Consider the following 14756-nt stretch of genomic DNA (forward strand, 5'->3'; position numbering starts at 1 on the left):
GCTCAGCAACCCGAATATCGCCAAAAGACATCTCATGCCTCCCGTCCCAAACAGGTCGAAAGGCCTTGAATCACATTCCCAAATTCTCGGGAATCACTTTCGGGCATCCCTTAGCCCCTTGTGGGAGAGGGTGGCTTCGCGGAGCGAAGCCGGGTGAGGGGTCTCGCTCCAAGAATTCATCTCGATCAAGTGCGCGGAGGCAACCCCTCATCCGGCGCTGCGCGCCACCTTCTCCAACAAGGGGAGGAGGAAGGGCACTGTGCTTGCGCCGGTTACCCCCTTCTCACGCTCGCCCCGCCATCCACCGGCAAGGTCACGCCGGTGATGAAGTTGGCCTCATCCGACGCCAAGAACAGCGCGGCGTTGGCGACATCCCACCCTGTCCCCATCTTCCTGCGCAGCGGCACCTTGCTGTCGCGCTCGGCTTCGACCTCGGCGCGGGTCTTGTGCCACTCCCGGGCGCGGGTATCGACCGCCATCGGCGTGTTCATCAGGCCCGGCAAAATGACGTTGGCGCGGATACCGTATTCGGCGTTTTGGTAGGCGAGCTGCTCGGTGAAGGCGATCATCGCCGACTTCGTCGCCTTGTAGGCGACGTAAGGATAGGTCGTGATCGCCGCCATCGAGGAGATGTTGATGATCGCGCCGCTCTTCTGCTGACGCATGATCGGGATCACCTCTTTGGCCGCGAGGATGCAGCTCTTCAGGTTGATGGCAACGACGTGGTCGAAGGCTTCTTCGGTCAGTTGCAGGAGCTCGGCGTCGCCGCCGGAGAGGCTGACACCGACATTGTTGTGCAGGATGTCGATCCGGCCCCAACGCGCCTGCGCATCGGCCACCATCGCCTTGATGTCGGCAGCCTTGGTCACGTCGGCCTTGAAGGCCGCGGCGGTGCCTTGAGTCTCGGCGATCATCGCAACCGTCTCCTGCGCAGGCACCAGGTGATGATCCACGCAAAGCACCTTTGCGCCCTCGCGCGCAAAGGTGAGCGCGGTGGCGCGGCCGTTGCCCACGCCTTCGCCGGGACTCTGCCCGGCCCCGACCACGATGGCGACCTTGTCCTTCAAGCGCATGACGCCTTCTCCCTGCTTTTTCATCACGATAGCAACACCCTCCCAGCGCGAGAAGATCGACCGTCGCTCTGTCATGCCCTTGACGTCGCATGGAATTGCAAGTTGCCGCAGCGCACGGCGCATGGCTGCCCTTCGGACATCGGAACCGTGGCCGCGCCAGCGCGTTTGTCGCGGGACCGCATCCGCGCTAGGGTTGCCCTCGGGGCTCACCACTCGTCATTGGCTCGCTGATGAATCTCCTCGATCCGCAGGGACCTGTCGCAGCCGCCAACAGCACCATTCTCGTCGATTCCGTCGCCATCATGCTGGCGATCGTGGTGCCGACCATCGTCGCGATCCTCGGCTTCGCGTTCTGGTTTCGCGAGGGCAATCCGCGGGCGCGCTACCAGCCGGATTTCGTCTATTCCGGTCGTGTCGAGCTCGTGGTGTGGTCGATCCCGGCGCTGACCGTGATCCTGCTCGGCGGCGTCGCCTGGATCGGCTCGCATCAGCTCGACCCGGCCGCGCCCGTGCCGGGGACCGGCAGCCCGGTCCGCATCCAGGCCGTGTCGCTCGACTGGAAGTGGCTGTTCATCTATCCCGATCAGCGGATTGCGACGGTGAATACGCTGACGGTGCCGGCTGGGGCCGAGTTGAACTTCCAGCTCACGTCGTCGAGCGTGATGAACGTGTTCTTCATCCCGCAGCTCGGCAGCATGATCTACACCATGAACGGCATGGTGACGCGGCTCAACCTGCGTGCTGACAACGAAGGCAAGCTGCAGGGCCTCTCGGCGCATTTCTCCGGCGACGGTTTTCCGGACATGATGTTCGACGTCAACGTGATCTCGCAGCTCGCCTTTCCGGACTGGGTCGCGGCGACGGCGAAGAGCGATGCCGTGCTGAACGAGGAGAGCTACAAGAAACTGATGCAGCAGGGGATCGAGGCGGGCAGGCCGGTCTACCGGCTCGACGATCCCCGCCTGTTCGACCTGATTGCGACCCAGCATATCCCGCCCGGGCCCGGCCCGCAGGTCGCCTCCGATGCGCCGCACAGCGGAGGCCAGCATGCTCGGTAAGCTCACCTGGTCGGCGATCCCGTTCGACCAGCCGATCCCGCTCGTTGCCGGCGGCGTCGTGATCGTTGCCTTGCTGGCGGTGCTGATCTGGGTCGTGGTGAAGGGGCATCTGCCTTATCTCTGGCGCGAGTGGATCACCAGCGTCGATCACAAGCGGATCGGCGTCATGTACGTGCTGCTGGCGTCCGTGATGTTTTTGCGCGGCGGCAGCGACGCGATCCTGATGCGGATCCAGCAGGCGATCGCCTACCAGTCGCAGGGCTACCTTCCGCCCGAGCACTACAACCAGATATTCTCGGCCCACGGCACCATCATGATCTTCTTCGTGGCGATGCCGTTCGTGATCGGGCTGATGAACCTCGTCGTGCCGCTCCAGCTCGGCGTGCGCGACGTCGCCTTTCCGACGCTGAATTCGGTGGGTTTCTGGCTGACGGCGACCGGCGCGCTTCTGGTCAATCTCTCGCTGGTGATCGGCGAGTTCGCGCGTACCGGCTGGCTCGCCTTTCCGCCGCTCTCGGGCCTGGTCTACTCACCGGGTGTGGGCGTCGACTACTACGCCTGGTCGCTGCAGATATCCGGCGTCGGCACGCTGGTCGCCGGCATCAATCTGGTCACGACCGTGCTGAAGCTGCGCACCAGGGGCATGAACTATCTGCGCATGCCGATGTTCTGCTGGACCACGCTCGCCTCAAGTCTCCTGATGGTCGCGGCATTCCCGATCCTCACGGCCACCCTCGCGATGCTGCTGCTCGACCGCTATCTCGGCTTCCACTTCTTCACCAACGAGGCCGGCGGCAACGTCATGATTTTCATGAACCTGATCTGGGCGTGGGGACATCCGGAGGTCTACATTCTCGTGCTGCCGGCCTTCGGCATCTTCTCCGAGGTGGTGTCGACCTTCTCCGGCAAGCCGCTGTTCGGCTACCGCTCCATGGTGCTCGCGACCATGGCGATCTGCGTCATCTCCTTCATGGTGTGGCTGCATCATTTCTTCACCATGGGGGCGGGGCCCGACGTCAACGCCATCTTCGGCATCGCCAGCATGATCATTGCCATTCCGACAGGCGTGAAGATCTACAACTGGCTGTTCACGATGTATGGCGGCCGCATCCGCTTCACGACGCCGATGTTGTGGTCGGTCGGCTTCATGGTGACCTTCATCATCGGCGGCCTCACCGGCGTGCTGGTCGCGGTGCCGCCGGCCGACTTCATCCTGCACAACAGCATGTTCCTGGTGGCGCACTTCCACAACGTCATCATCGGCGGCGTGCTGTTCGGCGCCTTTGCCGGCTTCACCTACTGGTTTCCCAAGGCGTTCGGCTTTCGCCTGGACGAGCGCTGGGGCAAGGCCGCGTTCTGGTGCACCTTCATCGGCTTCTACGTCACCTTCATCCCGCTCTATGCCGCGGGCATGCTGGGCATGACGCGGCGGATGCAGCATTATGATGTCGCGGTATGGCGGCCCTGGATGATCGTGGCCGTCATCGGCATGGCGATCCTGACCATGGCGGTGGTTTGTCAGGTCGTGCAGCTCGTCGTCAGCATCCGCAATCGCGAGTCGCTGCGCGACCGTACCGGCGATCCCTGGGACGGACGCTCGCTGGAATGGGCAACGTCGTCGCCGCCGCCGGTGTTCAATTTTGCCATCTCACCCGATGTCCGCGGCGAGGATGCCTATTGGGAGATGAAGGCGAAGGCCAGGCAGCAGCAGTTCGCGCACGCGCAGCCGGAGTATCAGGATATCGAGATGCCCCGGAATTCGCCGACCGGGTTCGTCTGCGCGTTCTTTGCCAGCATCATGGGCTTTGCCCTGATCTGGCATATCTGGTGGATGGTGATTCTGGGTCTTATCGGGGCCTGGGCAACCTTCGTCGTGTTCGCCTGGCGCGATCATGACGAATACGTCATTCCGGCCGCCGACGTCGCGCGCATCGATCGCGCCAACATCGAGGAACGGCGCAATCTCGTTAGCCTCGCGGGGTCCGTGTGATGGCGATAGCGGCGACGGCCGGCCACGGGCATGGGCATGGGGATCCCCATCACATCGGACTGGTGATCGAGCATCCCGGCCCGGCGCCGAAGCGCGTGGTCACCGGCTTCGGTTTCTGGATCTTCCTGCTCTCCGACATCGTGATGTTCTCCTGCTTCTTCGCGGCCTATGCGGTGCTGCTCGGCCAGACCGCTGATGGACCGAAGGGCGCAGAACTGTTCGATCAGCGCAACGTCGCGATCGAGACGGTCTGCCTGCTGCTCTCGAGCTTTACCTGCGGCATGGCGAGCATCGCCGCCGATGTCCGCAACAGGCTTTGGTTCTACCTCGCGATGGCCGCGACCGGCGTACTCGGACTGATCTTCCTCGCCCTCGAGTTCCGCGAGTTCGCCGCCCTCGTCGCGCGCGGCGCCGGTCCCACCCGTAGCGCCTTCCTCACGGCGTTCTTCACGCTGGTCGGCTGCCACGGCCTGCATGTCACGGCGGGCATCCTCTGGCTGCTCACCATGATGGCCCAGGTTTTCGCAAAAGGTTTTCGCGCCGACATCATGCGGCGGCTGCTGTGCTTTGCACTGTTCTGGCATGCACTCGATATCATCTGGGTCGCGGTGTTTTCCGTCGTCTATCTGCTCGGGAGTACCCCATGAGCGAACTGTCAGACCATAGCGACACCAGCTTCGCGCCGGGCGATGAGGGCGAACATGATGTCGGCGCCCGCGTGCTCGGTTACGTCATCGGCCTTGCACTTGCGCTTCTGCTCACCGCGACGTCCTTCTTCGTCGCCGGCACGACGCTGGTCTGGCAGCCCTCCATCCCCGTCGCCCTGATCGTGCTGGCGATCGCGCAGATGGGCGTGCACCTCGTGTTCTTCCTGCACATCACGACCGGGCCCGACAACACCAACAACGTGCTGGCTCTGGCCTTCGGTCTCTTCATCGTGTTCCTGGTGGTCGGCGGCTCGGTCTGGATCATGTCGCATCTGAACCAGAACATGCCGCCGATGGATCAGATCATGCGGATGCAGTGAGGCGGGCGGGCACAGTAAGGCGAGCACGTTGCTCGATCTCCCTCGCCCCGCGCTTGTCCGCCGAAGCTTTAGCGAAGGCGGATGCGGGGAGAGGCGAAGCAAGCGCTACTTCGGCCGGCGGCAGTTATAGGCCTTGCGGAAGCCGGCCGCCTGGGCGTCGTCCTCGGAGCAGAACCAGCGGTCCGGCTTGGTCGTGCCCGAGTAGCTCGGGCAGCCCCGCAAATGATAGATGCCGATATTGCCGGTGACGCGGGCGCGTACGGCGAGCTTGCCCTTGATGCTGCAGCTCGGCGGCATCGTCAGCTCCTCCGGAAACAGCACGGCGCGGATTTCCTTGTCGCGGTCGGTGCGGCAGGCGGTGCCGAGCAGTGCGCCGTCCTTTTTCCCCGTGCGGAATTCCTGCGGCGCAACAAAACAGCCCTTCCAGATACCGGCCGAGGCCGTCTTGGCCTCGGTGGCGGCTGGCTTGACGTTCGCCTTCACCGGCTCACGCGCGATCGCGTAGCCGAGGCGGACCAGTTGCTCGTTCAGCGTCGCCTTGTCGCCGTCGGCCGTGCAGATGGCGCGGTGCCGCTTGCCAAAGTTCTTTTCGGGGCCCACGTCGTCGCAGCGTACCGAGCGACCCTTGATCAGCTTGGTGAGCTGGTCGCGGGCCTCAAGGCCGCAGGTCCAGGGGTCGGCGTGGTCGTCGATGCAGGTCTGGTCGAGTTCCGGCGCGTCGACGCCGTCGAGCCGGTAGGTCACGTCAGCGATCTGAATGGAGTTGGCATCGCGCACAACGGCGGTCCCGGTCACGGCCAGGGTCGGGACTGAGCCCGCGAAACATCCCACGACGATCAGAGCGACTGCGGTAAGGAAATTCCTGAAGGACATGCGGACTCGCTATCGATTTGCTTTTTCGCCCCGTTCCTAGCATCCGGACATGGCAAGACCAATGGTCTGCGCTCAGCGAAGTGCGACATTCCCGGCGGATGGCTTTACTCGCCCGCCGCTCTGCCCCTATCGTTTGGCGCTGCAAGCAGGCTGAGAATGGCCGAATCGCCCGGGAAGCGGCGAGGGCGGGAGGAAGTACCGGCATGAACGACCCCGTGGACGTCCTGATCATCGGGGCGGGCGCATCAGGCGCCGCCGTCGCGTGGTCACTGGCCGAGACCAAGATGCACATCCTGTGTCTCGAGCAGGGCGGCTGGATGAACCCGGCGGAATATCCGAGCACCGGCCGCGACTGGGAGGCCAAATTCTACGGCGAGTGGGCGACCAGCCCGAACGTGCGCGGCCGACCCGAGGACTATCCGATCAACGACGACAATTCGCCGATCAAGGTCGTCAACTACAACGCGGTCGGCGGCTCCACGGTGATGTACACCGCGCATTGGCCGCGGCTGCATCCCTCCGATTTCAAGGTCAAGACGCTCGACGGCGTCGCCGACGACTGGCCGATCGACTACGACACGCTGGTGCCGTTCTTCGAAGAGAACGACCGCATCATGGGGACGTCTGGCTTGTCGGGCGACCCGCTGTCGCCGCTGACCCATCCACCGATGCCGCCGCAGCCGCTCGGGCTATCAGGCCCGCTGATCGGCAAGGCCATGAACAAGCTCGGCTGGCACTGGTGGCCGTCGGATACGACGGTCGCGACGATGGATTACGAGGGCAGGGCGCGCTGCATCAATCTCGGCCATTGCACGCCGGCCTGCGCGCAAGGCGCAAAGTCCTCGACCGACATTACCTACTGGCCGCAGGCGATCCGCGCCGGCGTCGAGCTCCGCACCCATTGCCGGGTGCGCGAGATCACGACCGATGACAACGGCATGGCCTCGGGCGTCGTCTACTACGACAAGGACGGCGTCGAGCAGTTTCAACCGGCTCATGTCGTCATCATCGCCTGCAACGGCGTCGGCACGCCGCGGCTGCTGCTGAACTCGGCCTCCGGCCGTTTCCCGAACGGCCTTGCCAATTCGTCGGGCCTCGTCGGCAAGAACCTGATGTTCCACCCCTACGCGCAGATCTACGGCTATGTGAAGGAGCCGACCGACAGCAACCGTGCGCCGCCGACCTGCCTGTGGAGCAAGGAGTGGTATGACACGGATCTCTCGCGCGGCTTCGTCCGCGGCTATGGCGTGCAGTTCGTGCGTGGCGCGGGGCCGGTGTTCGAGGCTGTCGTCAGCGAGCAGAAGGGTATTCTGCCCTGGGGCGCGGATCATCACCGTGTGTTCCGCAAGCTCAACGGCCATCGGCTCGGTTTCTCCGCGATCTGCGAGGATCTGCCAGAGGAGCACAATCAAGTTACGCTTGATCCCGTCCTGAAGGACAGCCACGGCATTCCCGCACCCAGGATCGACTACACGATCAGCGAGAACAGCCGGAAGATGATGGAGCACGCGCTGGCGCGCGGCCGGGAGGTGCTGGAGACCGCAGGAGCCACCGACATCTGCATCAACAGTCCGATCCCCTGGGGCGGCTGGCACCTGCTCGGCACCGCGCGGATGGGCACCGATCCCGAGCGCTCCGTGGTCAACGAATGGGGCCGCTCGCATGACGTGAAAAACCTCTTCATCGTCGACGGCAGCGTCTTCGTCACCTCGGGCGGGGTCAACCCGACCTCGACCATCCAGGCCATCGCACTCTACGTCGCCGATCAGATGAAGCAGCGCCTCGCCAATCTCTTCGACTAGGACAGGATCATGCCGGACCAACTCCCCCTCACGCCGCGGCAGCGCCAGGATTTGCGCACCGTCGCCGCCATGATCATCCCGGCCAGCGAAGAATACCGCGTGCCGGGCGCGGATGACGACGCCATCCAGGTCGACATGCTCGCCACGCTTGGCCGCGATGCAAAGCTGGTCGGCGAGGCGCTTGACCATCTCGCCCGTCTCGCGGGCATGCCGCTCGCCGATCTCGATCCGGCAGCGCGCGACGGCGTTATCAAAGAGTTCCGTGAGACCGGCGGCGCGGCGGCGGCGACGCTCGTCCGCGTCGTCTTGCAGTGCTACTACCGCGACGAGCGCGTGCTGCGCTCGCTCGGGCTCGAGGCGCGCGCGCCATTCCCGAAGGGGCATGTACTTCAGGATGGCGATTGGTCGCTGCTCGATCCCGTCAAGGCCCGAGCTCGTACGATGCGTCAGGTCAGTTAAGCTGTTCGTGAAGTTCGCCCGGCTTGCATTATAAGTCGGAGGTAACCATCTGACGCGCGAAGGAAATTCGCCATGTTAGATCTTACCTCAGATGTCAGCGGTGGCGACCTGCCGCCGCAACCCGTTCCATCCACCCCTGCCGACGACCAGCACCTGCTCGACGCCTATTCCAACGCCGTGATCGGCGTGACGGAGCGGGTGGGGCCGGCCGTGGTGCGTGTCGAGACCGGGCCGAAGGTGCCCAACGGTCGCGAGCGCGGCGGGCTTGGTTCCGGCATCGTGATCTCGCCTGACGGTCTCGTCCTGACCAACAGCCATGTGGTCGGGCAGTCCAAGGAGATTCGGCTGCGCGACATCGAGGGCAATGTCGGCGACGCCCGGGTGCTAGGCGTCGATCCCGACACCGATCTGGCACTCTTGCGTGCCAACGGTGTCCGCGACCTCCGTTATGCCTCACTCGGCAACTCCAAGACGCTCCAGCGCGGCCAGCTCGTGATCGCGATCGGCAATCCCTTGGGCTTTGAGTCCACCGTCACCGCCGGTGTGGTCTCCGCGCTCGGACGTTCCATCCGCTCCGTGAGCGGGCGGACCATCGAGGACGTGATCCAGACCGATGCCGCGCTCAACCCCGGCAATTCCGGCGGGCCACTGGTGTCCTCGAGGGCCGAGGTGATCGGGATCAACACCGCCATCATCAACGGCGCGCAAGGAATCTGTTTCGCGGTTGCGAGCAACACCGCGCAGTTCGTGCTGTCGGAGATCATCCGTCACGGCTATGTCCGTCGCGCCTATATCGGCGTGGCCGGCCAGACCGCGCCGATCCCGCGGCGGCATGCGGTGCTGGCCGCGGTCGAGAACAAGATGGGCGCGCTGCTGGCGCAGATCGAGCCGGATGGGCCGGCCGCGAAGGCGGGGCTCTTGCCCGGCGACGTCGTCATCCGGCTCGACGGTGTCGAGATCAACGGCGTCGACGATTTGATCCGCGTGCTCGACCGCGACCGCATCGGCCGGCACCTCGCCATGGACGTGCTGCGGCTTGGGCGCCTGCGGGCGATCGACATCGACCCGGTCGAGCGCAAGCCGGCCCGCTAGCGCGGGACCCGCGGGGCGAGGTATGACGGTGTCATGCCTCGTCCTTGGAATTCGGCGGCATGATGCCCGTGCGGGAGAGCTACGACGTCGTCGTCATCGGCGCCGGTGCCGGCGGCATGACGGCGGCGGCCGTCGCCGCCGCTGAAGGCCTGCGCGTGCTGGTGATCGAGAAGACGGCCTTTGTCGGCGGTACCACCGCGTGGTCGGGCGGCATGGTCTGGATTCCCGCGAACGGCAAGATGAAAGAGGTGGGGCTGTCGGACAGCGTCACGGATGCCGTCCAGTATCTCGCAAGCACCGTCCCCGAGCCCGCCAATGCGGGCCCGCGTGCTGCCTTCCTTGCGCGCGGCCCCGAGGCGATCGCGTATCTGGAGGCCAACACGGAGGTGCGGCTCCAGCCGGTGAAGGTCTATCCCGACTATTATCCGGAACGGTTAGGTGCCACCGCGGGCGGCCGGGTGCTGGAGCCGGTGGCGTTTGACGGCACCAGGCTCGGCCCGGGCTTTGCGCGGCTGCGGCCGCCGCTGCCGGAGTTCACGCTGTTCGGCGGGATGATGGTGAACCGGCTCGACATCCCGCATCTGCGCAAGATCGGGAAATCGTTTCGATCGACGCTGCGTTCGATGCGGCTGCTCTCTCAATATGCCCGGCAGCGCCTGCACGCGCCACGCGGCACCACGCTGCATCTCGGCAACGCGCTCGCAGCCCGGCTCTATGCCTCGCTGCTGGCGCGGCAGGTCGAGATGCTCTTCAGCGCCGACGTCGAGGACCTCGTCGTCGAAGGTGGGCGCGTCAGCGGCGTGACGATCCGCCATGGCGCGCGCGATCGCACCATCGCGGCGCGCCGCGGTGTGGTGCTGGCGACCGGCGGCTTCTCGCACGATGCGCATTTGCGCAAGCGCTTCTTTCCTCCGGCTGCGGGATTCGTGTCGGCGACCAGCACCGCCGGCACCGGGGACGGACTGCGCCTTGCGACCGCAAGCGGCGCTGCGCTCAACCGCGATGCCACGAGCCCCGCTTATTGGGTGCCGGCCTCGCTGTTCCGGCGCGACGACGGGAGCCGCGGCGTCTTCCCGCACACCGTCACCGACCGCGCCAAGCCGGGAATCATCGCCGTCAATGCGGCCGGCCGGCGCTTCATCAACGAGGCGCTGTCCTATCATGAATTCGTGCTCGGCATGCTCCGCGACGGCAATGGCGAGCCCGACCGTCCCTTCCATCTGATCTGCGACCGCGACTTTCTCTGGACCTACGGCCTCGGTCGCATCAAGCCCTTCACCTGGAATGTCCGGCGCTATGTCAGGAGCGGCGAGTTGATCGAGGCGCCCAGCATCGCGCAACTGGCCGAGAGGATTGGCGTCGCCCCGTCCTCGCTCGCCGCGACAGTCGCGGACTACAATGCCAATGCGACAAGCGGCCAGGATCCAGAATTTGGCCGCGGCAGCACGATCTATCAGCGCCATCTCGGCGACGCCGCGCGCAAGCCCAACCCTTGCGTCGCGCCGATCCAGCGCGCCCCGTTCTTTGCGTTGCGCATCTATCCCGCCGATCTCGGCACCGCCATCGGCATGAAGGTCGATGCGCAGGCGCGCGTGCTGCGCGAGGACGGCACGCCGATCGCCGGCCTCTATGCCTGCGGCAACGACATGGGCTCGATCATGAACGGGAATTATCCGGGGCCCGGCATCACGCTCGGGCCGGCGTTGACGTTCGGGTACATTGCGGGGCGGCATCTGGCGGAGGGTGGAAGCGTCACATCATCTCTGGCCACAGCTTCAGTCTAGCCATCCTCTCCACTGTCATGCCGGCGCGCGCTTGGCCGTTACTCCGCCGCCGCCGCGAAGGTGCTGTTCTCCAGCTCGGCTTCCAGCCGCGCGGTCTCGGCCATGGCCTGCTTGATGTTGGCGTCCTTGACGTGGCCAAAACCGCGGATCGTCTCCGGCACGCGCGCGAGCCGTGACAGCAGAGGAATTTGCGCGGCGGTCAGCGTCGCGATCCGCTGGTCGAGCATGCCAAAATAGTCCTCGACCAGCTTGCGCTCGCTCCTGCGCTCCTCGGTGCGGCCGAACGGATCGAAGGCGGTGCCGCGTAAAAATTTCAGCCTTGCCAGCACGCCGAAGACGTGGATCATCCAGCCGCCGAACTCCTGCTTCCGGAGACGGCCGGTGGCCGCGTCGCGACGGGCGAAGATCGGCGGCGCCAGGTTGAACTTCAGTGCAAAATCCCCGTCGAACTTTTCCGACAGTTTTTTCGCAAAGCTGCCGTCGGTGTAGAGCCGGGCGACCTCGTATTCGTCCTTGTAGGCCATCAGCTTGAACAGGTTCTTTGCGACCGCTTCCGTCAGCTCCGTGGACGAGGGCAGGGCCGCGCTTTCGGCCTTGCGGACCCTGGCGACGCCCGCGAGGTAGCGGTCCGCATAGGCCTTGTCCTGATAGTTTGTGAGAAATTCCGTGCGGGTGGCGATGATCTCGTCGAGCGATTTGACCGGCGCGGATGCCCTGCTCTTGAACTGGAGCACGCTGCGTACACGCGACATGTCGTGCGCGGCAAGCCGGCCCCAGGTGAAGGCGAGCTTGTTCATCTCGATCGCCGCGCCGTTGATCTCGATGGCGCGGAGCAGCGCTTCCAGCGACAGCGGGATCGCGCCCTTCTGGAAGGCAAAGCCGAGCATGAACGGATTGGTCGCGATAGAGTCGCCCATCAGGGCCGCGGCAATGCCGGTGGCATCGACAATGTCGAGATTCTTGTCGCCGATCGCCTCGCGCAGCACGTCCTGCATCGCGCCCATCTCGAAATCGAGATCGGGGTTTTGCACGAAACTCGCGGTCGGCTGGAGGTCGGCATTTATATAGGCCTTGGTCACGCCGCGCTCGGCGCGGGAGAGCGCGGTCGGGCCGGCCGAGACGATCATGTCGCAGCCGAGGATGACGTCGGCGCCTCCCGTTGTGATGCGGACCGCCGAAATGTCCTCCGGCTGCGGCGCGATGCGCACATGGCTCATGACGGCGCCGTTCTTCTGCGACAGGCCGGTGAAGTCGAGTGCCGAGCAGCCCTTGCCGTCGACATGCGCGGCCATGCCGAGCAGCGCACCAATGGTGATGACGCCGGTGCCGCCGATGCCGGTGACGAGGATGTTGTAGGGGCCGTCGAGCGTGCGCGCCGGCGGCAGCGGCAGGTCCGCGAACAGCTGGCCGGAGTCGACCGCCGAGGTCTTGATGCGCTTCAGCGTGCCGCCATGGACGGTGACAAAACTCGGGCAAAAGCCCTCGACGCAGGAAAAGTCCTTGTTGCAGTTCGACTGGTCGATCTGCCGCTTGCGCCCGAACTCGGTCTCCAGCGGCTGCACCGACACGCAGTTGGAAGCCTGCGAGCAATCGCCGCAACCCTCGCAGACGAGCTCGTTGATGAAGGCGCGCTTCTGCGGATCGGGATAGAGCCCGCGCTTGCGGCGGCGGCGCTTTTCCGCGGCGCAGGTCTGGTCGTAGATGATGACGGTGAGACCCTTGATGTCGCGCATCTCGCGCTGCACGGCATCGAGTTCGCGGCGGTGATGGATGGTCGCGCCCTGCGGGAAATAATTGCCAGCGGGATATTTCGAGGGATCGTCGGAGACGATCGCGAGCCGCTTGACGCCTTCGGCCCAGACCTGGTGGGCGATCTGCGCGACGTTAAAGCTGCCTTCGGCGGGCTGGCCGCCCGTCATCGCGACCGCGTCGTTATACAGGATCTTGTAGGTGATGCTGATGCCGGCGGCTGCGGCGGCGCGCAGGGCGAGCAGGCCGGAATGCGTGTAGGTGCCGTCACCGAGGTTCTGGAAGATGTGCTTCTCGCTGGTGAACGGTGCTTGTCCGATCCAGCTCACGCCTTCGGCGCCCATATGCGAGATCAGGTCGGTGCGCCGCGCCGGCATGCTCAGCGCCATGCCGTGGCAGCCGATGCCGGCCATGGCGCGGCTGCCTTCGGGCACGCGGGTCGACGTGTTGTGCGGGCAGCCCGAGCAGAAGAACGGGGTGCGCGACAACTTGATCGGCGCCGACGCCGTGAAAGGTTTTTCAAAGGCTTCGAGCCGCGCCAGCCGCTGTTCGAGCAGCGGGCTCTGATGGCCGAGACGGCGCAGCCGTGCGACCAGCGCGGCGGCAACCAAGGTCGGCGTCAATTCGCCTTCGCTCGGCAGGAGCGTCGCGCCGCTCTCGTCGCGCTTGCCGGCGATCGAGGGGCGCTTGGAGGCATCCAAATTGTAGAGGATGCGCATCAACTGGTCCTCGATGAAGCCGCGCTTCTCCTCGACCACGAGCACGTCCTGAAGACCTTCGGCAAAGCGCCGCGCGCCGCTTTCCTCCAGCGGCCAGGTCAGCGCCACCTTGTAGATGCGCAGGCCCAGATCCTGCGCGTCCTTGTCGCTGATGCCGAGGTCGGCCAGCGCCTGCCGCAGGTCGAGATAGGCCTTTCCGGTCGCAATGATGCCGAGACGCGCGGGTTTTGAATCGAGCACAATGCGATCGAGCTGGTTGGCGCGCGCAAAGGCCTGCACGGCCGCCATCTTCGGGCCGAACAGACGCTTCTCCGCCTCCAGCGGCGGATCGGGCCAGCGGATGTTGAGGCCACCGGGCGGCATCTCGAAATCGTCAGGAATCTTGATCTGGATGCGCGCAGGGTCGCTGTAGATCGATGCCGAACTCTCCACCGTCTCGCCGATCGCCTTGAAGCCGATCCAGCAGCCGGAGAAGCGCGACAGCGCAAAACCATAGAGACCGAGATCGAGATAGTCCTGCAGCGTCGACGGGTTGATCACGGGGATCAGCGCGGCGGCGAACACCTGCTCGCTCTGATGCGCCAATGTCGAGGACTGGCAGCCGTGGTCGTCGCCGGCGAGCGCCAGCACGCCGCCATTGCGGGAGGTGCCGGCGGCATTGGCATGCTTCAGCGCATCGACGGAGCGGTCGACGCCGGGGCCCTTGCCGTACCAGATGCCGAACACGCCATCGACCTTGGCGCCGGGGAACAAGCCGACCTGCTGGCTGCCCCACACGGCGGTGGCGGCGAGGTCCTCGTTCAGGCCGGGCACGAAGGCGATGTCGTGCTGTGCGAGGTGCGACTTCGCGCGCCACAGCGCGTGGTCGTACATGCCTAGCGGCGAGCCGCGATAGCCGGAGATGAAACCGCCGGTGTTGAGGTTTTGCAGCCGGTCGCGTTCGCGCTGCAACATGGGGAGCCGAACCAGGGCCTATGTGCCGGAAAGGTAGATCCGCTTGGCTTCGAGCCGGTACTTGTCCTCCAGCTCGACCTGCATCAGCGTCATCTCGGGATCCTTTTTATTATAGTTCCGGCGGGGAAATGCGCCGCGGGAGAAGGCGGCGGCGCACGAAGCAGAGGCCCGCAGTC

10 protein-coding genes and 1 pseudogene are annotated in these 14756 nt (G+C 65.2%); 8 read left to right on the top strand and 3 right to left on the bottom strand.

What is annotated here, in order from left to right; genetic code table 11:
* Positions 1 to 272 precede the first annotated feature (272 nt).
* A complete protein-coding gene (locus JQ632_RS32365; RefSeq protein ID WP_212406739.1) occupies positions 273 to 1073 on the bottom strand; it encodes an SDR family NAD(P)-dependent oxidoreductase in 801 nt (266 codons plus the stop codon).
* Positions 1074 to 1303: 230 nt separating this feature from the next.
* Between JQ632_RS32365 and JQ632_RS32370 the strand changes: the two genes are divergently transcribed.
* The 4 genes from JQ632_RS32370 to cyoD are packed head-to-tail and all read left to right on the top strand — an operon-like array spanning position 1304 to position 5148.
* The gene (locus JQ632_RS32370) at positions 1304 to 2131 is read left to right on the top strand and encodes a cytochrome ubiquinol oxidase subunit II (RefSeq protein WP_212406710.1); all 828 of its coding nucleotides are present in this window, start codon (positions 1304 to 1306) and stop codon (positions 2129 to 2131) included.
* Complete coding sequence (gene cyoB, locus JQ632_RS32375; RefSeq protein WP_212406711.1) at positions 2121 to 4121, top strand: cytochrome o ubiquinol oxidase subunit I; 2001 nt, start codon at positions 2121 to 2123, stop codon at positions 4119 to 4121. Before JQ632_RS32370 ends, cyoB begins: the two co-directional genes overlap by 11 nt.
* Positions 4121 to 4768 (top strand): cytochrome (ubi)quinol oxidase subunit III, encoded by a 648-nt coding sequence (locus JQ632_RS32380; RefSeq protein ID WP_212406712.1) that lies wholly within the window; start codon positions 4121 to 4123, stop codon positions 4766 to 4768. The genes cyoB and JQ632_RS32380 overlap by 1 nt, the downstream gene beginning before the upstream one ends.
* Complete coding sequence (gene cyoD, locus JQ632_RS32385; RefSeq protein WP_212406713.1) at positions 4765 to 5148, top strand: cytochrome o ubiquinol oxidase subunit IV; 384 nt, start codon at positions 4765 to 4767, stop codon at positions 5146 to 5148. Before JQ632_RS32380 ends, cyoD begins: the two co-directional genes overlap by 4 nt.
* Before the next feature lie 105 nt (positions 5149 to 5253).
* Here cyoD and JQ632_RS32390 read toward each other — a convergent pair whose 3' ends face one another.
* Positions 5254 to 6021 carry a thermonuclease family protein gene (locus JQ632_RS32390; RefSeq protein ID WP_212406714.1) on the bottom strand — a complete coding sequence of 256 codons (768 nt, stop codon included), beginning with the start codon at positions 6019 to 6021 and terminating at the stop codon, positions 5254 to 5256.
* A gap of 203 nt (positions 6022 to 6224) precedes the next feature.
* Here JQ632_RS32390 and JQ632_RS32395 point away from each other — a divergent pair, with 203 nt between their 5' ends.
* The 4 genes from JQ632_RS32395 (at position 6225) to JQ632_RS32410 (ending at position 11158) form a co-directional block, all read left to right on the top strand.
* Entirely contained in the window at positions 6225 to 7823 is a 1599-nt protein-coding gene (locus JQ632_RS32395; protein WP_212406715.1) for a GMC family oxidoreductase, read from the top strand.
* A gap of 9 nt (positions 7824 to 7832) precedes the next feature.
* Positions 7833 to 8282, top strand: coding sequence for a hypothetical protein (locus tag JQ632_RS32400; RefSeq protein WP_212406716.1), 450 nt, complete (start codon positions 7833 to 7835; stop codon positions 8280 to 8282).
* Positions 8283 to 8354: 72 nt separating this feature from the next.
* Positions 8355 to 9374: a S1C family serine protease gene (locus tag JQ632_RS32405; protein WP_212406717.1), complete on the top strand. Its 1020-nt coding sequence runs from the start codon at positions 8355 to 8357 to the stop codon at positions 9372 to 9374.
* 59 nt (positions 9375 to 9433) lie between these two features.
* Positions 9434 to 11158 carry an FAD-dependent oxidoreductase gene (locus tag JQ632_RS32410; protein ID WP_212406718.1) on the top strand — a complete coding sequence of 575 codons (1725 nt, stop codon included), beginning with the start codon at positions 9434 to 9436 and terminating at the stop codon, positions 11156 to 11158.
* A gap of 38 nt (positions 11159 to 11196) precedes the next feature.
* Here JQ632_RS32410 and JQ632_RS32415 read toward each other — a convergent pair.
* Positions 11197 to 14673: pseudogene (locus JQ632_RS32415) on the bottom strand (indolepyruvate ferredoxin oxidoreductase family protein).
* Positions 14674 to 14756: the final 83 nt, after the last annotated feature.

Source organism: Bradyrhizobium liaoningense (assembly GCF_018130955.1).
Classification (GTDB): domain Bacteria; phylum Pseudomonadota; class Alphaproteobacteria; order Rhizobiales; family Xanthobacteraceae; genus Bradyrhizobium; species Bradyrhizobium liaoningense_C.